Annotated in this window: 14 protein-coding genes; 4 read left to right on the top strand and 10 right to left on the bottom strand. The window is 68.8% G+C overall.

Annotated elements, in window-relative coordinates; translation table 11 throughout:
- Positions 1-40: 40 nt before the first annotated feature.
- Both AB4089_RS10980 and AB4089_RS10975 read left to right on the top strand, forming a co-directional pair.
- Positions 41-1,819, top strand: coding sequence for an ATP-binding protein (locus AB4089_RS10980; RefSeq protein WP_441409319.1), 1,779 nt, complete (start codon positions 41-43; stop codon positions 1,817-1,819).
- Positions 1,812-2,483, top strand: coding sequence for a response regulator (locus AB4089_RS10975; protein ID WP_441409318.1), 672 nt, complete (start codon positions 1,812-1,814; stop codon positions 2,481-2,483). Before AB4089_RS10980 ends, AB4089_RS10975 begins: the two co-directional genes overlap by 8 nt.
- Before the next feature lie 17 nt (positions 2,484-2,500).
- Here the strand turns inward: AB4089_RS10975 and AB4089_RS10970 are convergent, their stop codons facing one another.
- From AB4089_RS10970 to AB4089_RS10925, 10 genes are all read right to left on the bottom strand, one after another.
- Positions 2,501-4,216 carry a SulP family inorganic anion transporter gene (locus AB4089_RS10970; RefSeq protein WP_441409317.1) on the bottom strand — a complete coding sequence of 572 codons (1,716 nt, stop codon included), beginning with the start codon at positions 4,214-4,216 and terminating at the stop codon, positions 2,501-2,503.
- Positions 4,217-4,288: 72 nt separating this feature from the next.
- Complete coding sequence (locus AB4089_RS10965) at positions 4,289-4,672, bottom strand: RidA family protein (RefSeq protein ID WP_441409316.1); 384 nt, start codon at positions 4,670-4,672, stop codon at positions 4,289-4,291.
- A 156-nt stretch (positions 4,673-4,828) separates the two neighbouring features.
- Positions 4,829-5,332: a GNAT family N-acetyltransferase gene (locus tag AB4089_RS10960; RefSeq protein WP_441409315.1), complete on the bottom strand. Its 504-nt coding sequence runs from the start codon at positions 5,330-5,332 to the stop codon at positions 4,829-4,831.
- A 121-nt stretch (positions 5,333-5,453) separates the two neighbouring features.
- Positions 5,454-6,296, bottom strand: coding sequence for an inositol monophosphatase family protein (locus tag AB4089_RS10955; RefSeq protein ID WP_441409314.1), 843 nt, complete (start codon positions 6,294-6,296; stop codon positions 5,454-5,456).
- Positions 6,293-8,647 carry an NAD-dependent DNA ligase LigA gene (ligA, locus tag AB4089_RS10950; RefSeq protein WP_441409313.1) on the bottom strand — a complete coding sequence of 785 codons (2,355 nt, stop codon included), beginning with the start codon at positions 8,645-8,647 and terminating at the stop codon, positions 6,293-6,295. The genes AB4089_RS10955 and ligA overlap by 4 nt, the downstream gene beginning before the upstream one ends.
- Positions 8,634-9,419 (bottom strand): PP2C family protein-serine/threonine phosphatase, encoded by a 786-nt coding sequence (locus AB4089_RS10945; protein WP_441409312.1) that lies wholly within the window; start codon positions 9,417-9,419, stop codon positions 8,634-8,636. Before AB4089_RS10945 ends, ligA begins: the two co-directional genes overlap by 14 nt.
- A 134-nt stretch (positions 9,420-9,553) precedes the next feature.
- The gene (locus tag AB4089_RS10940; protein ID WP_441409311.1) at positions 9,554-10,948 is read right to left on the bottom strand and encodes an adenylate/guanylate cyclase domain-containing protein; all 1,395 of its coding nucleotides are present in this window, start codon (positions 10,946-10,948) and stop codon (positions 9,554-9,556) included.
- On the bottom strand, positions 10,938-11,537 hold the full coding sequence (locus AB4089_RS10935) for a PH domain-containing protein (RefSeq protein ID WP_441409310.1): 600 nt from the start codon (positions 11,535-11,537) through the stop codon (positions 10,938-10,940). Before AB4089_RS10935 ends, AB4089_RS10940 begins: the two co-directional genes overlap by 11 nt.
- Entirely contained in the window at positions 11,530-12,468 is a 939-nt protein-coding gene (locus AB4089_RS10930; protein ID WP_441409309.1) for a biotin--[acetyl-CoA-carboxylase] ligase, read from the bottom strand. Before AB4089_RS10930 ends, AB4089_RS10935 begins: the two co-directional genes overlap by 8 nt.
- A gap of 186 nt (positions 12,469-12,654) precedes the next feature.
- Complete coding sequence (locus AB4089_RS10925; RefSeq protein WP_441409308.1) at positions 12,655-13,560, bottom strand: SDR family oxidoreductase; 906 nt, start codon at positions 13,558-13,560, stop codon at positions 12,655-12,657.
- A 204-nt stretch (positions 13,561-13,764) separates the two neighbouring features.
- On the opposite strand from AB4089_RS10925, the gene AB4089_RS10920 reads away from it, so the two are divergent.
- A complete protein-coding gene (locus tag AB4089_RS10920) occupies positions 13,765-15,348 on the top strand; it encodes an acyl-CoA carboxylase subunit beta (RefSeq protein WP_441409307.1) in 1,584 nt (527 codons plus the stop codon).
- 107 nt (positions 15,349-15,455) lie between these two features.
- Positions 15,456-15,644, top strand: coding sequence for an acyl-CoA carboxylase subunit epsilon (locus AB4089_RS10915; RefSeq protein ID WP_441409499.1), 189 nt, complete (start codon positions 15,456-15,458; stop codon positions 15,642-15,644).
- Positions 15,645-15,653: the final 9 nt, after the last annotated feature.

The raw sequence follows: 15,653 nt of genomic DNA, 5'->3' as shown, positions 1-15,653 counted from the left end.
ATTTTGCTCACGTCCCTATCGACCACCAGGCAGGAGCCCGATGAAGCGCCGCACACCCCTGCCGGCCCTGCGCTTTTCCACCCAGACACTGCTGCTGCAGCTCGGCGTCGTGGCGCTCGTGGTCCTGCTGAGCAGCGCCGTCCACGCCTGGCTGACCTACGACCGGCTGGGCCGCGAAGCGGAGAACCAGGCGCTGACCCTGGCCCGGACGGTGGCCTCGGACCCCTCGGTACGGGCAGACGTCCAGTCCATCAGTGCCCTGCCCGCCGCTCCCCCGGCGGCAGAGCTGCTGGCCGGCCCGTTGATGGCTGCCGCCGAGGGCGCCCGCACCCGCACCGGGGCCCTGTTCGTGGTCATCACGGACGAGACCGGCATCCGGCTGGCGCACCCGGACGCGGAACGGCTGGGCGAAAAGGTCAGCACCGACCCCTCCGAGGCCCTTGCCGGCAAGGAGGTCACCACGCGCAACACGGGCACGCTGGGTCCGTCCGCCGGGGCCAAGGTCCCGGTGTTCGCCCCGGACTCCACGGCGGTGGTGGGCGAGGTGAGCGTGGGCTACTCCACCGAAACGATCAGCCAGAGCCTGGCCCGGGACATCCTCCCCATCGCCGTCACGGCCGCCGGGGCGCTCCTGGCCGGCGTGCTGGCCTCCTTCCTGTTGCGGCGGCGGCTCCAGCGGCTCACCCTCGGGCTGGAGCCCGAGGAGATCAGCACGCTCGTCCACGACCAGGTGGCCGTGTTGCAAGGGGTCGACGACGGCGTGATCGGCGTCGCGGCCGACGGCCGGGTCAGTGTCTTCAACGCCGCCGCCCAGCGGCTGCTCGGCGTTCCTGACCTCGCGGGCACTGCCTGGGCCGCGGCTCCGGTCCCGGCGCAGCTCAAAGCCCTGACCCGGGCCGATGCGGCCGAGGGCGATGCCGTGGAACTCGTCGCCGGCGGCCGGGTCCTGGTGGCGAGCGCCCGCAAGGCCCTGCATGGCCGCGAGGATCTGGGCTGGGTGGTGATGCTGCGGGACCGGACCGAGCTGCAGCAGCTGACCCGCCAGCTCGACGCCGTCGGCACCATGTCCGCGGCGCTGCGGGCGCAGCGCCACGAGTTCGCCAACCAGCTGCACACGATTGCCGGCTTTATGAGCATCGGCCAGCCGCAGCAGGCCCAGGACTACCTCGCCAAACTGGCGGGCACCGGGCCGCTGGCGTTCCCGGTGGACCAGGCCGAGCTGCTCCAGGACCCCTATCTGCAGGCCTTCCTTGGAGCCAAGGGCGTCGAGGCGGACGAGCGCGGCGTGAGCCTGCGCCTCGGCCCCGAATCCGTGGTCCGCGGCCACGTCACCGAACCCCAGGACGTCACCACCGTCCTGGGGAACCTGATAGACAACGCGGTGAACGCCGCCGTCGCAGGCTCGGCGGCCGAGCGCTGGGTGGAAGTGGAAGTGCTCGACGAACCGGGAACCGAGGGCGGCCCCGGCACCCTGCACATCGTCGTCGCGGATTCCGGCGACGGCCTGGGCTCGGCAATCACTGCCGACGGGGCGGAGGGGGCGGAGGCGGTCTTCTCGGAGGGCTTCACGACGTCGGAACACCCGGCGCGGGCCGGGGCCGGGCAGGGCCTGGGGCTGGCGTTGTCCCGGCAGCTCGCACGCCGCCGCGGCGGGGACGTGCGGATCCTGGACCCGGGCTCCCCCGGCGGCCCGGGCGCCGTGTTCGTCGCCACGCTCCCGGGAACCACACTGCCCGGAACTACGCTGCCGGGAACGACGCTGCCGGGGACCTCCCAGCCGGGAGCCCTACAGCCAAACGGAGAGGACAACGATGTCTGAGGATTTCAGGGTGCTCATTGTCGACGATGACTTCCACGTCGCCAAGCTGCACGCCGCCTACGTGGATTCGGTGGCCGGCTTCCTGGCGCTGCCGCCGGCCGGCTCGGCCTCGCAGGCCCTGCAGGCCATTCACAGCCTGCGCCCGGACCTGGTGCTGCTGGACGTCTACCTCCCGGACGCTTCGGGCCTGGAGCTGCTGCACCAACTGGACGTGGACACCGTGATCCTCAGCGCGGCCTCGGACACGGCCTCGCTGCGGCTCGCATTCCGCCGCGGGGCACTGGGCTACCTGCTCAAGCCCTTCACGTCCGAATCCCTCTCGCAGCAGCTGCGCTCCTACGCCCGCTACCGGCGGATCCTGGGCCAGCCGGGCTCTGTCAGCCAGGAGACGGTGGAACGGGCCAAGCGCGCCCTGATCCCGGGCGACGTGGTCGCCTCGGCGCGGCCCCGTTCGGCCACCGAGGCCGCGGTGCTGGAGTCCCTGGTTCCCGGCGAGCAATATTCCGCCGCCGACGTCGCCGCCCGGGTCGGCGTGTCCCGGGCCACCGCCCAAAGGTATCTGTCCGCGCTGGCGGACGACGGCGCAGTCGACATCCAACTGCGGTATGGCACCACGGGTCGGCCCGAGCACCGCTACGGGATCCCCGCCGCAACCGGCCACTAGCCCCACAGCACAGGCAACTAGCTGGCGTCAGGTTCCTTCTGCGCGTCCGCCTGCTCTGCCTGGACGGCCCTGAAGATGTTGCCGTGGATCATCTCCGCCCCGAGGCGCTCGATCACGCCGTCGCGCTCCAGGACTGCCCGGACGGCGGGCTTGAGCCGGGTCAGGCGCAGGTTCATGTCCGCCTCCCGGGCCAGGGTCACGATGTCCGCCATCTTCGCTGCCCCCTGGGAGTCGACGAAGTTGATTCCGCCGCAGTCGAGCACAATCCCGGTGAGTCCGGGCGTGGACTGGATGACCTCGCGCAGGCGGTCCTCCAGGGCGTCGGCGGTGGCGAAGAACAGGCCGCCGTCGAACCGGATGACGGCTATGCCGGGAACGGTTTCATCACCCGGGTGTTCGCCGGCTTCGCGGAAGACCTGGGTGCCGGGCTCGCGGCCGAGGGAGGGCATCTCGGGGTGGGTGGCCACCCGGACGAGCCAGATGAGCGAGAGTCCGATCCCGATGACGACGCCGGCGAGCACGCCGAAGATGAGGGTGCCGATGATCGCCGCGACCGCAATCCAGAAGTCGAACTTCTGCACCCGGGCAAGCCGGCGCATTTCCGGCAGGTTCATCATGCCCATGACCACGGCCTCGATGATCAGCGCCGCCAGTACAGGTTTGGGCAGGATCGAGAACAGCGGCGCCAGGAAGAGCAGCGTGAGCAGCACGGTGACCCCCGAGGTGAGGGAGGCAAGCCCGGTCTTCGCTCCGGAGTGGTCGTTCAGCGAGCTCGCGGACAGGCTGGTGGAGACGGGCATCCCTTTGAAGAGTCCCGCGGTGATGTTGGCCAGCGACTGGGCAATGGATTCCTGGTTGATGTCGATCTGGTAGCGGTGTTTGGCGGCGAACGCGCGGGCATCCCCGGCGGTCTGGGAGAAGCCGATCAGGACCAGCGCCACGGCCGCGACAGCCACTGTTCCCACGTGGTCCCACATCAGCTGGCCGTTCGGGACCTGCAGCGATGGCAGCCCGCTGGGGACGTCGCCTACGAGGGCCACGCCCTTGGCCCCGAGATCGAACAGTGCCGCGGCCAGCAGCCCGCCCACCACCAGGACCAGGGCGCCGGGGACCTTGGGCGCGATCGCCTTCAGTCCGAAGACCACTACCAGCGCGATCACGCCAACCACCACTGTGGTTTGCTGGGCCTCGCCCAGGGTCCCCAGCCATGACCAGAGTTCCTGGATCGGGTTCGAGCCGGTGACCTCGGTCCCGGTGAGCTTGGGAAGCTCACCGATCACGACGTCGATCGCCGCGCCGAAAAGGAAGCCGGTGACCACGGCCTTAGAAAGGAACTGCGCAATCCAGCCCATCTTGAAGACGGCCAGAAGCAGGAACAGGATCCCGGAGGCAAGGGTGATTCCGGCAACGAACGAGGCGACATCCTGCTCGCCGGTGATGCCTGCTGCGAGCACGGCACTCGCGGCCACCGCCGCCAGGCCGGAGCTCGGCCCCATGGAGATCTGCCGGCACGTGCCGAAGATCGCATACACGATGGCGCCGGCGGCCGCGGCATACAGGCCGTTCTGCAGCGGTACGCCGGCGATTCCGGCGTACCCCAGGTTCTTCGGAACGATCAGGGCCGCCACCGTGACTCCGGCGATCAGGTCGCCGCGCAGCCACGTGCGGTCATACGAGCGGAACTGGCCAATGATCGGGACCCCGGCGGGACCTCTTCCCTGCGCCCTCTTCATGGGCCAGTCATACTCCAAGTCCGGAGGTTCCACCAGAGTCCGGCGCCGGCGCCCGGCACAAGCAACCGGTTTCTAGCTGGCGCTCTTCTGGGCGACGAGTTCGATCTCGACGAGCATCTTGGGGTCCAGGAACGGCAGCACGTGAACCAGGGAGAGAGTCGGGCGGATGTCCCCGAAAACCTCACCGTGGGCGCGGCCGGCCTCTTCCCACTTGCTGATGTCCGTCAGGTACAGCTTGGACTGCACCACGTCTTCGAAGCCGAAGCCGGCGTCGGCCAGGACGGCGCCGAGCTTCTGCAGGATGTAGCTGGTCTGGGTGTAGAAGTCGTCGCCGACAATTCCGTCGTCGCCGCTGGCGGCCGTCGCGGAAATGTACAGGGTGTTGTCCACCTGGACAGCCCGGGAATAGCCGAGTGTCTGTTCCCAGGTGGAGCCGGTGCCGAAGGTTTTGCGCATGGTGTGCCTTTCGCAGTTGCCGCAGGGATCGGCACAACTGTAGGTCGCAAGGCACTCGGGCCGCCAAACCCGGCGGCTTTGTGTCGTGCGGTGCGGGGGCACGGGGCGGGGCGGGGCGGGGCGGGCAGGCTGGCCGATGGGCGCCGCTGCCGGGGCCTACAGCTCCTGGCGGTAGACGAGCAGCTTGATGTCCGTGCCGGGGACCAGCCAGTCGCGGTCCGGTGCCCGGAGGAAGCCGGTTTTCCGGTAGAGGCCGTGGGCGCTTTCCCAGCTCTGGCCCGTGGTGAGGGCCACGGCGCCGATGCCCGGCAGCGACCTGGCGTGCTCGATGATGGCCTCGACCATGGTCTTGCCGGCGCCGCTGCGCTGGACCGCCGGGTCCACCACGAGCATGCGGAACTCCAGCTCGTCGCTGAGGGCAATGTCCGCGTACGGCTCGCCCGCGACCGCCAGCGTGACCGAGCCGAGGATCCGGCCGTCGCGCTCCGCGACCCACACCGTCGCGTCAGCGGCGCGCTGCCCGACGTTCTGGATCTGGCGCATGTACGGGTGGTCCGCGCTCTCGAAGTAGCCCGCCGCCAGGTAGGCGTCCCGGGTGATGCGCGCTATGGCGTCGAAGTCGGCCGGAACGGCGGGGCGAATGAGGATCTGCGAAGGCACCTGTCAATGGTACGGGCGTCCGAGGCCGGTCACCCCCGGAACCGCCGTTTCCGTGACTGAACTATCACTACAGCGCTCAGCGACTACCTCGCTCAGGCACCGCCCTCGGGCACTCCGCCGCTTAGAGCGGGAACTTGCCGGAGAGTTCCAGCGAGCCGGCGCACGTCCAGGCGGCCAGGCGCTCGTCGTCGGACGGTCCGCCGACCAGGGGGCTGGTGAGCCGGGGCCGCCGGACCCAGCAGCCTGCTTCCTCGGCGACCAGGGCCCCGGCGGCGAAGTCGTGTTCGTTGAGCCCGCGCTCGCCATAGGCGTCGTGGGTGCCGTCCGCGACGAGGCACAGGTCCAGCGCCGCCGACCCGAGCCGGCGCATGTCGGCGAAGCCGTCCATCAGGCTGCCCAGGGCGGTGGCCTGTTCCGCCCGCACGTCGGGGTCGTAGCTGAAGCCCGTGGCCAGGATCTGGCCGGTCCGGCCGGGGACAGGGCCCAACAGGGCGGTCAGCCGGCCCTGCTCCTGGAGCCAGGCCCCCTCGCCGCGGGACGCGTAGTAGGTGCGTCCCAGCGCCGGTGCGCTGACGACGCCGGCCAGCCAGACGCCGTCGGCGTCCGCCACAGCCACGGAGGTGGCGTAGTAAACGATGTTGCGGATGAAATTGGTGGTGCCGTCGAGCGGGTCGATGGACCAGCGATATCCGCTGGGCTCGGCAGGCAGGACGGTGCCGCCCTCCTCCCCCGTGATGATGTCCCGCGGCCGGGCTGCGGTGATGACGTCGCGGACGGCGGCCTCGGCGGCAAGGTCGAAAGCCGTCACCCAGTCACCGGAGTCACCCTTGTTGTTGACCTCCAGGGCGGCGGTCTCCCGGGTGGCCAGGACCGCGGCCCCCGCTGCCGCTGCCGCCTTGGCCAGCTCCAGCAACTCCGCGGTGCCGGGGTCCGCAGCGGAGGTGCCAGCGGGATGTGAGCTCATTCGGCCGCTGCCGCAGCTTCGACGCCGAGGGACTCGCCGCCGTCGTCGTCCACGTCAGCCACATTGTCCGCGTCGGCATCCGCGGGGCTGTCCGCGCCGGCCGGCCCGTCCGCCAGCAGCGCCCGGAAACCGTCCTCATCCAGGACGGGGACGCCGAGCTGCTCGGCTTTGTCCAGTTTGGTGCCGGCGTTCTCGCCCGCCACCACGTAGCTGGTGTTCTTCGAGACCGAACCGGCCGCCTTGCCGCCGCGGATCAGGATGGCTTCCTTGGCCTCGTCGCGGCTGAAGCCCTCGAGGCTTCCGGTCACCACGATGGTCAGCCCTTCCAGGGTCCGTGGCGTGGATTCGTCGCGTTCGTCCGCCATCCGGACACCGGCGGCCGCCCAGCGGTCCACGATCTCGCGGTGCCAGTCCTCGGCGAACCATTCCGTGAGCGCCTGGGCGATGACCGGGCCGACGCCGTCGACGTGGGCGAGCTCCTCTTCGGAGGCCCGCCGGATGGCGTCCATGCTGCCGAACGCGGTGGCGAGCGCGCGGGAGGCCCGCGGGCCGACATGCCGGATGGACAAGGCCACCAGGATCCGCCACAGCGGCTGGGCCTTCGCTTTCTCCAGTTCGCGGAAGAGCTTGTCCGTTGTGGCGGTGGGCTTGGACGGGGTCTTGGTGGTGGCCTTGGTGAAGAAGTAGGGCACCAGCTCCACTTCGCCGGTGGCCACGCCCTTGGAGCGCTTCTCGCGGCGGACGCGGACGTCGGCCAACTGCTCCGGGGTGAGGTCGAACAGTGTCGCCTCCGTGGTCAGCGGCGGGTCCGAGGGCTCGGCGGGCTGGGTCAGGGCGATGGCGGCTTCCCAGCCGAGGGCCTCGATGTCGAAGGCGCCGCGGCCGGCGAGGTGGAAGACGCGTTCGCGCAGCTGCGCCGGGCAGGACCGGGAGTTGGGGCAGCGGATGTCCACGTCCCCTTCCTTCCCGGGCGCCAGGGGTGTGCCGCAGGAGGGGCACTCGGTGGGCATGATGAAGTCGCGCACGGGCGGGTCCTGGGCGTCCCGGAGCGCCAGGACCGGGCCGACGATTTCCGGAATGACGTCGCCGGCTTTGCGCAACACCACGATGTCGCCGATTTTCACGCCTTTGGCAATGACTACTTCCTGGTTGTGCAGGGTGGCCATTTCCACGGTGGAGCCGGCGACCTTGACCGGTTCCATCACACCGTACGGGGTGACGCGGCCGGTGCGGCCGACGTTGACGGCGATGTCCAGCAGCTTGGTGTGGACCTCTTCCGGCGGGTACTTGTAGGCCACGGCCCAGCGGGGCACCCGGGTGGTGTAGCCCAGGGACCGCTGCGTGGCGAAGTGGTCCACCTTGATCACGATGCCGTCGATCTCGTGGGTGAGGCTGTGCCGCTTGTCCCCGTAGCGTTTGATGAAGGCCAGCACGTCCGCCAGCCCGGGCAGGACCTCGAAGTACGGGCTCGTGGGCAGTCCCCACTCGGCGAGCTTGCGGTAGGTCTCGGACTGGCTGGCGGTTTCGAGTCCCTCGCGGGCGCCGATCCCGTGGACGTACATCCGCAGCGGCCGCTTGGCGGTTTCCGCGGGGTCCTTCTGCCGCAGCGATCCGGCGGCGGCGTTGCGCGGGTTGGCCAGCGGCGCCTTGCCGGCCGCGATCAGGGCCTCGTTGAATTCCGCGAAGGCCTGGGACGGGATGAAGACTTCGCCGCGGACTTCCATCTCGGCCGGGAAGCCGGTGCCGCTGAGCTGCTGCGGGATTTCCTTGATGGTCAGGACGTTGTGGGTGATGTCCTCGCCGGTGGTGCCGTCCCCGCGGGTGGCGGCCCGGACCAGCGCGCCGTCGCGGTAGAGCAGGTTGACGGCCAGGCCGTCGATCTTCAGTTCGGTGAGCCACGACGCCGGGCTGCCATTGCCGCCGTTGCCGAGTTTGGCGATGCCTGCCTCGGCCTTCACCATCCAGGCCTCAAGCTCCTCGAGCGAGAACACATCCTCCAGGCTGTACATCCGCTGCAGGTGCTGGACGGCCGTGAACGCTGCCGAGACCTCGCCGCCGACTTCCTGGGTGGGCGAATCGTTGGCAACCAGTTCCGGGTGCAGGGCCTCAAGGGTTTCCAGCCGCCGGTAGAGCTCGTCGAACTCGGCGTCGGAGATGATCGGCGCATCTTCCTGGTAGTAGGCAAAGCGGTGTTTGCGGACCTGTTCGACGAGGTCCTCGTACTCCTCGCGGACGTCTCCGGAGGGCGTTTGTGTGTCTTCTGCTGCGGTGTTCCCTGTGCTCACAGACCTATCCTGCCCTAGATCACGGCACTTGTCCGGTCCAGTGCCCGTCCTGTCAGGACTGCGCATCTCCGGCTGCAAACGTAGCGTCAACCACGATCGCTGTGATGTTGTCCCGTCCGCCGCTGCGCAACGCCGCCTGGATCAGTTCGTCGACGGCCGCCTGGGGGTCCGCCTCAGACTTCAAGATGCCGCCAATCTGCTCATCGCTCAGCTCTCCGTTGAGGCCATCGGAGCAGACCAGCATCCTGTCGCCTTCTTCAAGGGGAAGCAGCCAGTAGTCGGCTTCGGAGTCGTCGCCGGTTCCCAGGGCGCGTGTCACAACGTGCCTGCGCGGATAGACGGCGGCCTCGGCCTCGGTGATCTGCCCGGCGTCGAAAAGTTCCTGCACCTCGGAATGGTCAACACTGACTTGCGTGAGCCTGCCGTGGCTGTACCGGTAGGTGCGTGAATCGCCGATGTTAAGCACGAGCCAGTGTGGACCATCCGGCTGTTCGACTACCACGACGCCGGTCAGGGTGGTTCCGGCGCGGGACCCGGTGGCGTGACGGATGCCGGCGTCGGCCATGAGCACGTACTCCTGGAGGATGGCGGCCGTTGCGTTCCGGACCCCTGTCTTCACCTGGGGCAACTCCGCCAAGGTGCGCACGCAAATGCCGCTCGCGACTTCGCCGGCTTCATGGCCGCCCATGCCGTCCGCCACTGCAAAGACGGGATCGGTGGCGATGAAGGAGTCCTCGTTCATCTCGCGGCGCAGCCCCCGGTCGGTGCCGTACCCGCAGCGCAGGCGCGGTCCCCGCCCGTCCGACGGCGGGAAGGTGGAGTCTGGCGTTGGGTTCATCGTGGTCCTCAAGAAAGTGTGCGCGTGGGTCGACGGCGGTCACAAACCCGGGCCGAGCGCAACTGCCGGTCCGACTATTGCATATGGCCGTACAACTGAGAAGCCCGCCACGCGCTGCAGCCGGCTGATCCGGCTCAGTCCAGGATGAGGCCCCGGCCCTCGCCGGGCTGCAGCAGCACCGGGTGGATTTCGCCGAACCCGCGGACGTCCTCGGCCGTGCGGGGCACCAGGATAAAGCGTTCGTCCTGTTCCAGCGCGGCCGCTGTCATCGAATCCACCAGCACGGTGCCGGGGTCCGCGAGAGCGGTCAGGCGTGCGGCGAGGTTGACTGTGGGTCCGTAAATGTCGCCCAGGCGGGAGAGGATGCGGCCCCAGACCATGGCCACGCGGGCCTGCGGCAGGATCTCGTCCTCGGTGAAGGCGCGGGAGAGCGCCAGGGAGATCTCGGCGCCGGCCGCGGGGGTTTCGGCGATGTAGAGGACTTCGTCGCCGACGGTCTTGACCAGCCGGCCGCCGCCGACAGAAATAATTTCGGCGCATTTGTTTTCGAAGCGCTGCACCAGCTGGGCGAGGGTTTTCTCGTTCATCCGGCGAGACAGGCTGGTGTAGGACACGAGGTCGGCGAAGCCGACGGCCCGGGCCAGCGGCAGCGGGGAATCGTCCTCGTCGCCTTCGCGGCCCTCTTCGCTGGACTGCAGCCCAGCCTCGGCCCGGACGGCGAGGCGCTGCACACCGGCGTTGAGCTGGCGGCGCCAGGAATAGACGAGCATTTCCTCGAGGGCGTCGATCAGGTTGGGCAGTTCGCTGACGAGCCGCTTCCGCGCGACGGCGTCCGGCACGCCCTGCTCCTGGACCATGTCCTCCACCAGGGCCTCGATCTGCCACACGACCATCCGGTCGGTCATCTGACCGATGGCCCGGGTGATCGAGATGGCGGCTTCCTCGGTGAGCTTGCCGTCACGCACCAGGTCCACGATGGTGGACAGGGCGGACTGGTCGCGCTCGGTGAAGGCGACGTCCTCATCCCCGAGGTTGGGAAAGCCGAGGGCACGCCAAAGTTTCCGGGCCGAGAGCAGGGACAGGCCGGCACCGGCGGCGACTTCCCGGCGCCGGAGCTTGCGTTCGCCGCCCAGCAGCCGGGCTTCCAGGGCCTTGGCGGCGAGCCGGTCGGCGGACATGGTTCCGGTGGGCGGGGCTACAGGTTCGGGGTCGGGCCCAGGTTCGAAGTCCTCATCGGCGACGTCGGGCCCGCCGTCGGCCGGTTCGTGTCCGGCAGAGGCAGGATTGTGTTGGGCGGGTTCGATGGGCTCTCCGGCATCGGCGTCGAAGGAAGCCTCAGCGTCGAAGGAAGCCTCAGCGTCGAAGGAAGTGCCACTATCTAGGGAAGTTCCCGTATCCAAGGAAGTTCCAGTGTCGAAGGTGGTCACGGCGTCGCTGTCGGCCGCAGCCGGGTCGGCAGCGTGCTCGGGCTCCCGGGGCAAATCCGGGGCGGCGAGGTCGATGTCCTGGTGGACGTTCTCAGCGTTCATCTCTTCCACCTTCTCTCGTCTCCCACGGTGGGGCTTCGTCCGGGTTGTAGTTCATGCCATCGGCCCCGGACATCCCGCCCTTGGGGAGCTCGCTGATGGCGTCGAGCATGAAATTTCGGAATGTCGCGGCCTCCGGGACATCCGGAACCACCATTCCATCGGGGTACCCGGTCTCCAAGGATATATTCCCGGAGCGCAATAGGCGCTGCAACAACGATTGCTCAATGGCCACATTGCGGACGCTCGCGAGGGGAACCTGTTCATCGCGCCGCCGTAACATGCCGTAGCGGGTAACTAATCGCTGGCTGGTCAGGATGTAGCGCGTGGCGTGCCAGGCAACGACCCGCGGGAGGCAATAGCCCAGGAGCACCCACGCCGCCAGGCCCAGGCAAATAGCCACCAGCCACGGCGTCCAATCCTTGGGGATGAAGGGCACCAACCTCGCAGGGCCGCCCTTGACCACCCAGGCACAGGCGTACGCGGCCAGCGCCGGAACAACAACAAAAAACAGCGCCGGGACAATGAGCATCCTGGGCTGGGGCCGGGTCACAACAATCACTTGCTCTCCCGGCACGAGCACTTTACGCATAGCCGCTTTCTGCCCCGCTGCGGCCTTCGCCCTGCCCGCCGGTCCCGGCCGGGTTCCACGGCCTGAGGTGCACAACGTCGCCTGCGGTCACCACGTGTTCGTGGCCCGTCGCATCAGTCACCAGGAGCGAACCATATTCGTCCAGGCGCGTGGCGTGGCCAATGATCTCGTGGTCGCCGGGGAGCTGGGCCCGGACCTGCTTGCCGAGGGTCGTCAGCAAGTGTTCCAGCCGCTTGTGCAGCGAGGGGCCGCCGGCCATGCCGGCGGCGGGGTCGCCGTCGGCGTTGCAGAAACTCCGGTAGAGGGCGGCGAAGCGGGACAGGTAGCTCTTCAGGAGTTCCGTCCGGTCCACGGTGTCCGGGTTCTCCAGCAGCACGGACGTGGCGGTGGGCACGGGCAGTTCGGGTTCGGTGAGCGTGACGTTCAGGCCGGTACCCAGGATGACCGGAGGCGTGCCGGCGCCGCCGAGCGGGCCGAGCTGGGCCAGGATGCCGGCGATCTTCCGGCCCCGCACAAGGACATCGTTAGGCCATTTGAGTTCCGCCGGAAGCCCCGCCGTCTCCGCGAGCGCCTCACGCAGGGCGAGGGCGGCCAAGAGGGAGAGCCAGGAGTAGCTGTGGGTCGGCAGCGGTCGGCCGGCAGCATTGACCGGGCGGAGCACGAGCGAGACGGAGACGGAACTCCGGGCCGGGGCTTCCCACCGGCGGTCGAGCCGGCCGCGCGCGGCGCTCTGGTATTCCGCGGTCAGCACCGACAGGTCCGGCCACGCACCCGGGTCCTCGGTCACGCCGCGCAGGAGATCTGCATTCGTGGAACCGGTGGATTCGACCACCGTCAGGTGCGGAATTCCGTTGGCTGACAGGAACGCCTCATCGCTAAGGGCATTGAGGTCCAGGGGCGGACGGTCCGGGGTTTCCTGCACGGCTTCCATGTTTGAATCCTACCGAGGAAAGCCCGGCCCGGCTCGCGCACCTGCCGGGTCAATGACTCCGCGGAAACTCCCCACGTTTGGCTGCCATGCCCGGCGTGTCGGCCGGACATGCCGGGATTTTTCGGCGTCCGGTCCTCAAACATGGGGAAATTCAGCTGGGCACGCCGCCGAAAACACTCAGCATGTTCAGAGGAAGATGTCCGGGACCAACTGGTCCTCCGGCGCACCGAGGCTGTACGGGCTGAAGTCCGTCACCCCGGCCCCGGCGAGGACCTGTTCATCGGTGTAGAAGTTGCCGCTCCGGCTGCTGCCGGCCGGGACCGCGTTGGCACCGGTCAGCACGGCGTGGGCGGCGTCGGCCATGATCTCGGGGCTGCGGGCACCCTGGACGATCTTCTCGCCGCCGGGCATGTTGCGGATCGCCGCGGTGTCGATCAAGGTGCAGGGCCAGAGCGAGTTCACGCTGACGCCGTCGGCCTTGAGTTCCTCGGCCAGCCCCAGCGTGGTCAGGCTCATGCCGTATTTGGCCATGGTGTAGGCCAGGTGCAGCCCGGCCCACTTGGGGTCCAGGTTCAGGGGCGGGGAGAGCGTCAGTATGTGGCCGGCCCCGGATGCCCGCAGCGCAGGCAGCGCCATCTTCGAGAGCAGGAAGGTGCCGCGGACGTTGATGTCCTGCATAAGGTCGTAGCGTTTCATGTCCACGTCATCGGTGCTGGAGAGGTCGATCGCCGACGCATTGTTGATCACGACGTCGATCCCGCCAAAGCGGTCCACGGCGGCGCCGACAGCGCCGGCGACGTCGGCGTCGTTCCGGACGTCGCCAACCAGCGGCAACGCCTGGCCGCCGGCGGCCTCGATCTGTTCGGCGGCGGTGTACACGGTGCCTTCGAGCCGGGCGTGGGGCTGGCCGGTCTTGGCCATGAGGACGATGTTTGCGCCGTCCCGGGCTGCGCGGAGCGCGATGGCGAGGCCGATGCCGCGGCTTCCCCCGGAGATGAGGACAGTGCGGCCCTGGAGGGAACCGGCGGCCTGGTACGGCACCGGCTGCTGGGATTGCGGGGCGGCGCCCGAAGCATCATTGCTTGAAGTCATGAGCACACTCTAGCCGACGTATGTTACTGGCGGGTAACAAAGCGGTGCGGGAGCTTCATCGCGGGAATATTGTAGGTTCCCTACAGCGGCACCCGCCAATACCGTCACTAGACTTGCCAGCAGAGCCCTGCTTTTGTGGATTCCAACCAAAGGACCCCGCAGGACGGGCACCGAATAAGCTAGCGACAGAGCCGGAGACACTTGATGAGCCACGATCTGACCACGACTGCGGGAAAGATTGCAGATTTCCGCGACCGCCAGGCCCGTGCCGAGCAGCCTTCCGGCCCGGAAGCGATCGAGAAGCAGCACGCGCGCGGCAAGAACACCGCCCGCGAGCGCATCGACCTGCTGCTGGACGCCGATTCCTTCGTCGAATTCGATGCGCTGGCCGTGCACCGCTCCACCGCCTTCGGCATGGAGAAGAAGAAGCCGCTCGGCGACGGGCTCGTGTCCGGCTACGGCACGGTGGACGGCCGCCCCGTCGCCGTCTACAGCCAGGATTTCTCTGTCTACGGCGGCTCGCTGAGCCAGGTCAACGGCGAGAAGATCGTCAAGGTCCAGGAGTTCGCGCTGCGCAACGGCTGCCCCGTGGTGGGCATCCTCGACGGCGGCGGCGCCCGCATCCAGGAAGGCGTTGCCTCGCTGGCCATGTTCGCGGACATCTTCCGCAACAACGTCCACGCGTCCGGCGTCGTCCCGCAGATCTCCCTCATCATGGGCCCCTCCGCCGGCGGCGCGGCCTACTCCCCTGCCCTGACCGACTACGTGGTCATGGTGGACAAGACCTCCCACATGTTCATCACCGGCCCGGATGTCATCAAGACCGTCACCGGCGAAGACGTGGACATGGAAACCCTCGGCGGCGCCCGCCAGCACAACGCCAACACCGGCACCTCGACGTACCTGGCCTCCGACGAGGCCGACGCGGTCGAGTTCGTCCGCGAACTGCTGGACTTCCTGCCCTCCAACAACCTCGCCGAGGCTCCGGTGCTGGAGCACCAGCAGGAGCTGGAGATCGACGACGACGACCTCACCCTCGACACACTGATCCCGGACTCGGCCAACCAGCCCTACGACATGCGCAAGGTCATCGAGCAGATTGTCGACGACGCGCACTTCCTGGAGATGCAGTCCCTCTACGCCCCGAACGTGATCATCGGCTACGGCCGGGTGGAGGGCCACACGGTGGGCATCGTGGCCAACCAGCCCATGCAGTTCGCCGGCACCCTGGACATCGCCGCGTCGGAGAAGGCCGCCCGCTTTGTCCGGCACTGCGACGCCTTCAACATCCCGATCATCACCCTCGTGGACGTGCCCGGCTTCCTTCCCGGCAAGGACCAGGAGTTCCAGGGCATCATCCGGCGCGGAGCGAAGCTGCTCTACGCCTACGCCGAGGCCACCGTGCCCAAGCTGACCGTGATCACCCGCAAGGCCTACGGCGGGGCCTACATCGTGATGGGCTCCAAGAAGCTGGGCGCGGACCTCAACCTCGCCTGGCCCACCGCCCAGATCGGCGTCATGGGCGCCCAGGGAGCCGTTAACATCCTGTACCGCCGCGAACTCGCCGCGGTGGCCGAGAACGGCGGCGACGTCGAGGCCAAGCGCGCCGAAGTGATCCGCCAGTACGAGGAAGAGCTGCTCAACCCCTATCAGGCCGCCCAGCTGGGCTACGTGGACGCCGTGGTGGCACCGTCCGAGACCCGTGTGCAGATCATCAAGGGCCTGCGCGCGCTCCGGGACAAGCGCGCCGCGCTGCCCGCCAAGAAGCACGGGAACATCCCGCTGTGATCCCCACCGACTCCCAACCTTCGCAGGTCCCCACCGGCACCCAGCCCTCGCAGGCTCAGGCCGGGTCCCCCGAAGCGGCCACCGCGCCGGAGACCGCACCCGCAGTCCTGTTCTCCGTCGCCAAGGGCCAGCCGACGCCAGAAGAGCTGGCGGCCCTGACCGCCGTCGTGCTTTCCCTGGGGCAGGCCGAGCAGGCGGCACCGGAAACCCCTGGAGTCCGGCACTGGGTGCGCCGGCAGCAGCTGCGCCTGGCGCCCCGGCCGGGACCGGAGGCCTGGCGCCGCAGCCTGGGCTGATCGTCCCGG

Source organism: Arthrobacter sp. 2MCAF15 (genome assembly GCF_052115605.1).
In the GTDB taxonomy this organism is placed as follows: domain Bacteria; phylum Actinomycetota; class Actinomycetes; order Actinomycetales; family Micrococcaceae; genus Arthrobacter.
This window is presented reverse-complemented; position numbering and strand designations above follow the sequence as displayed.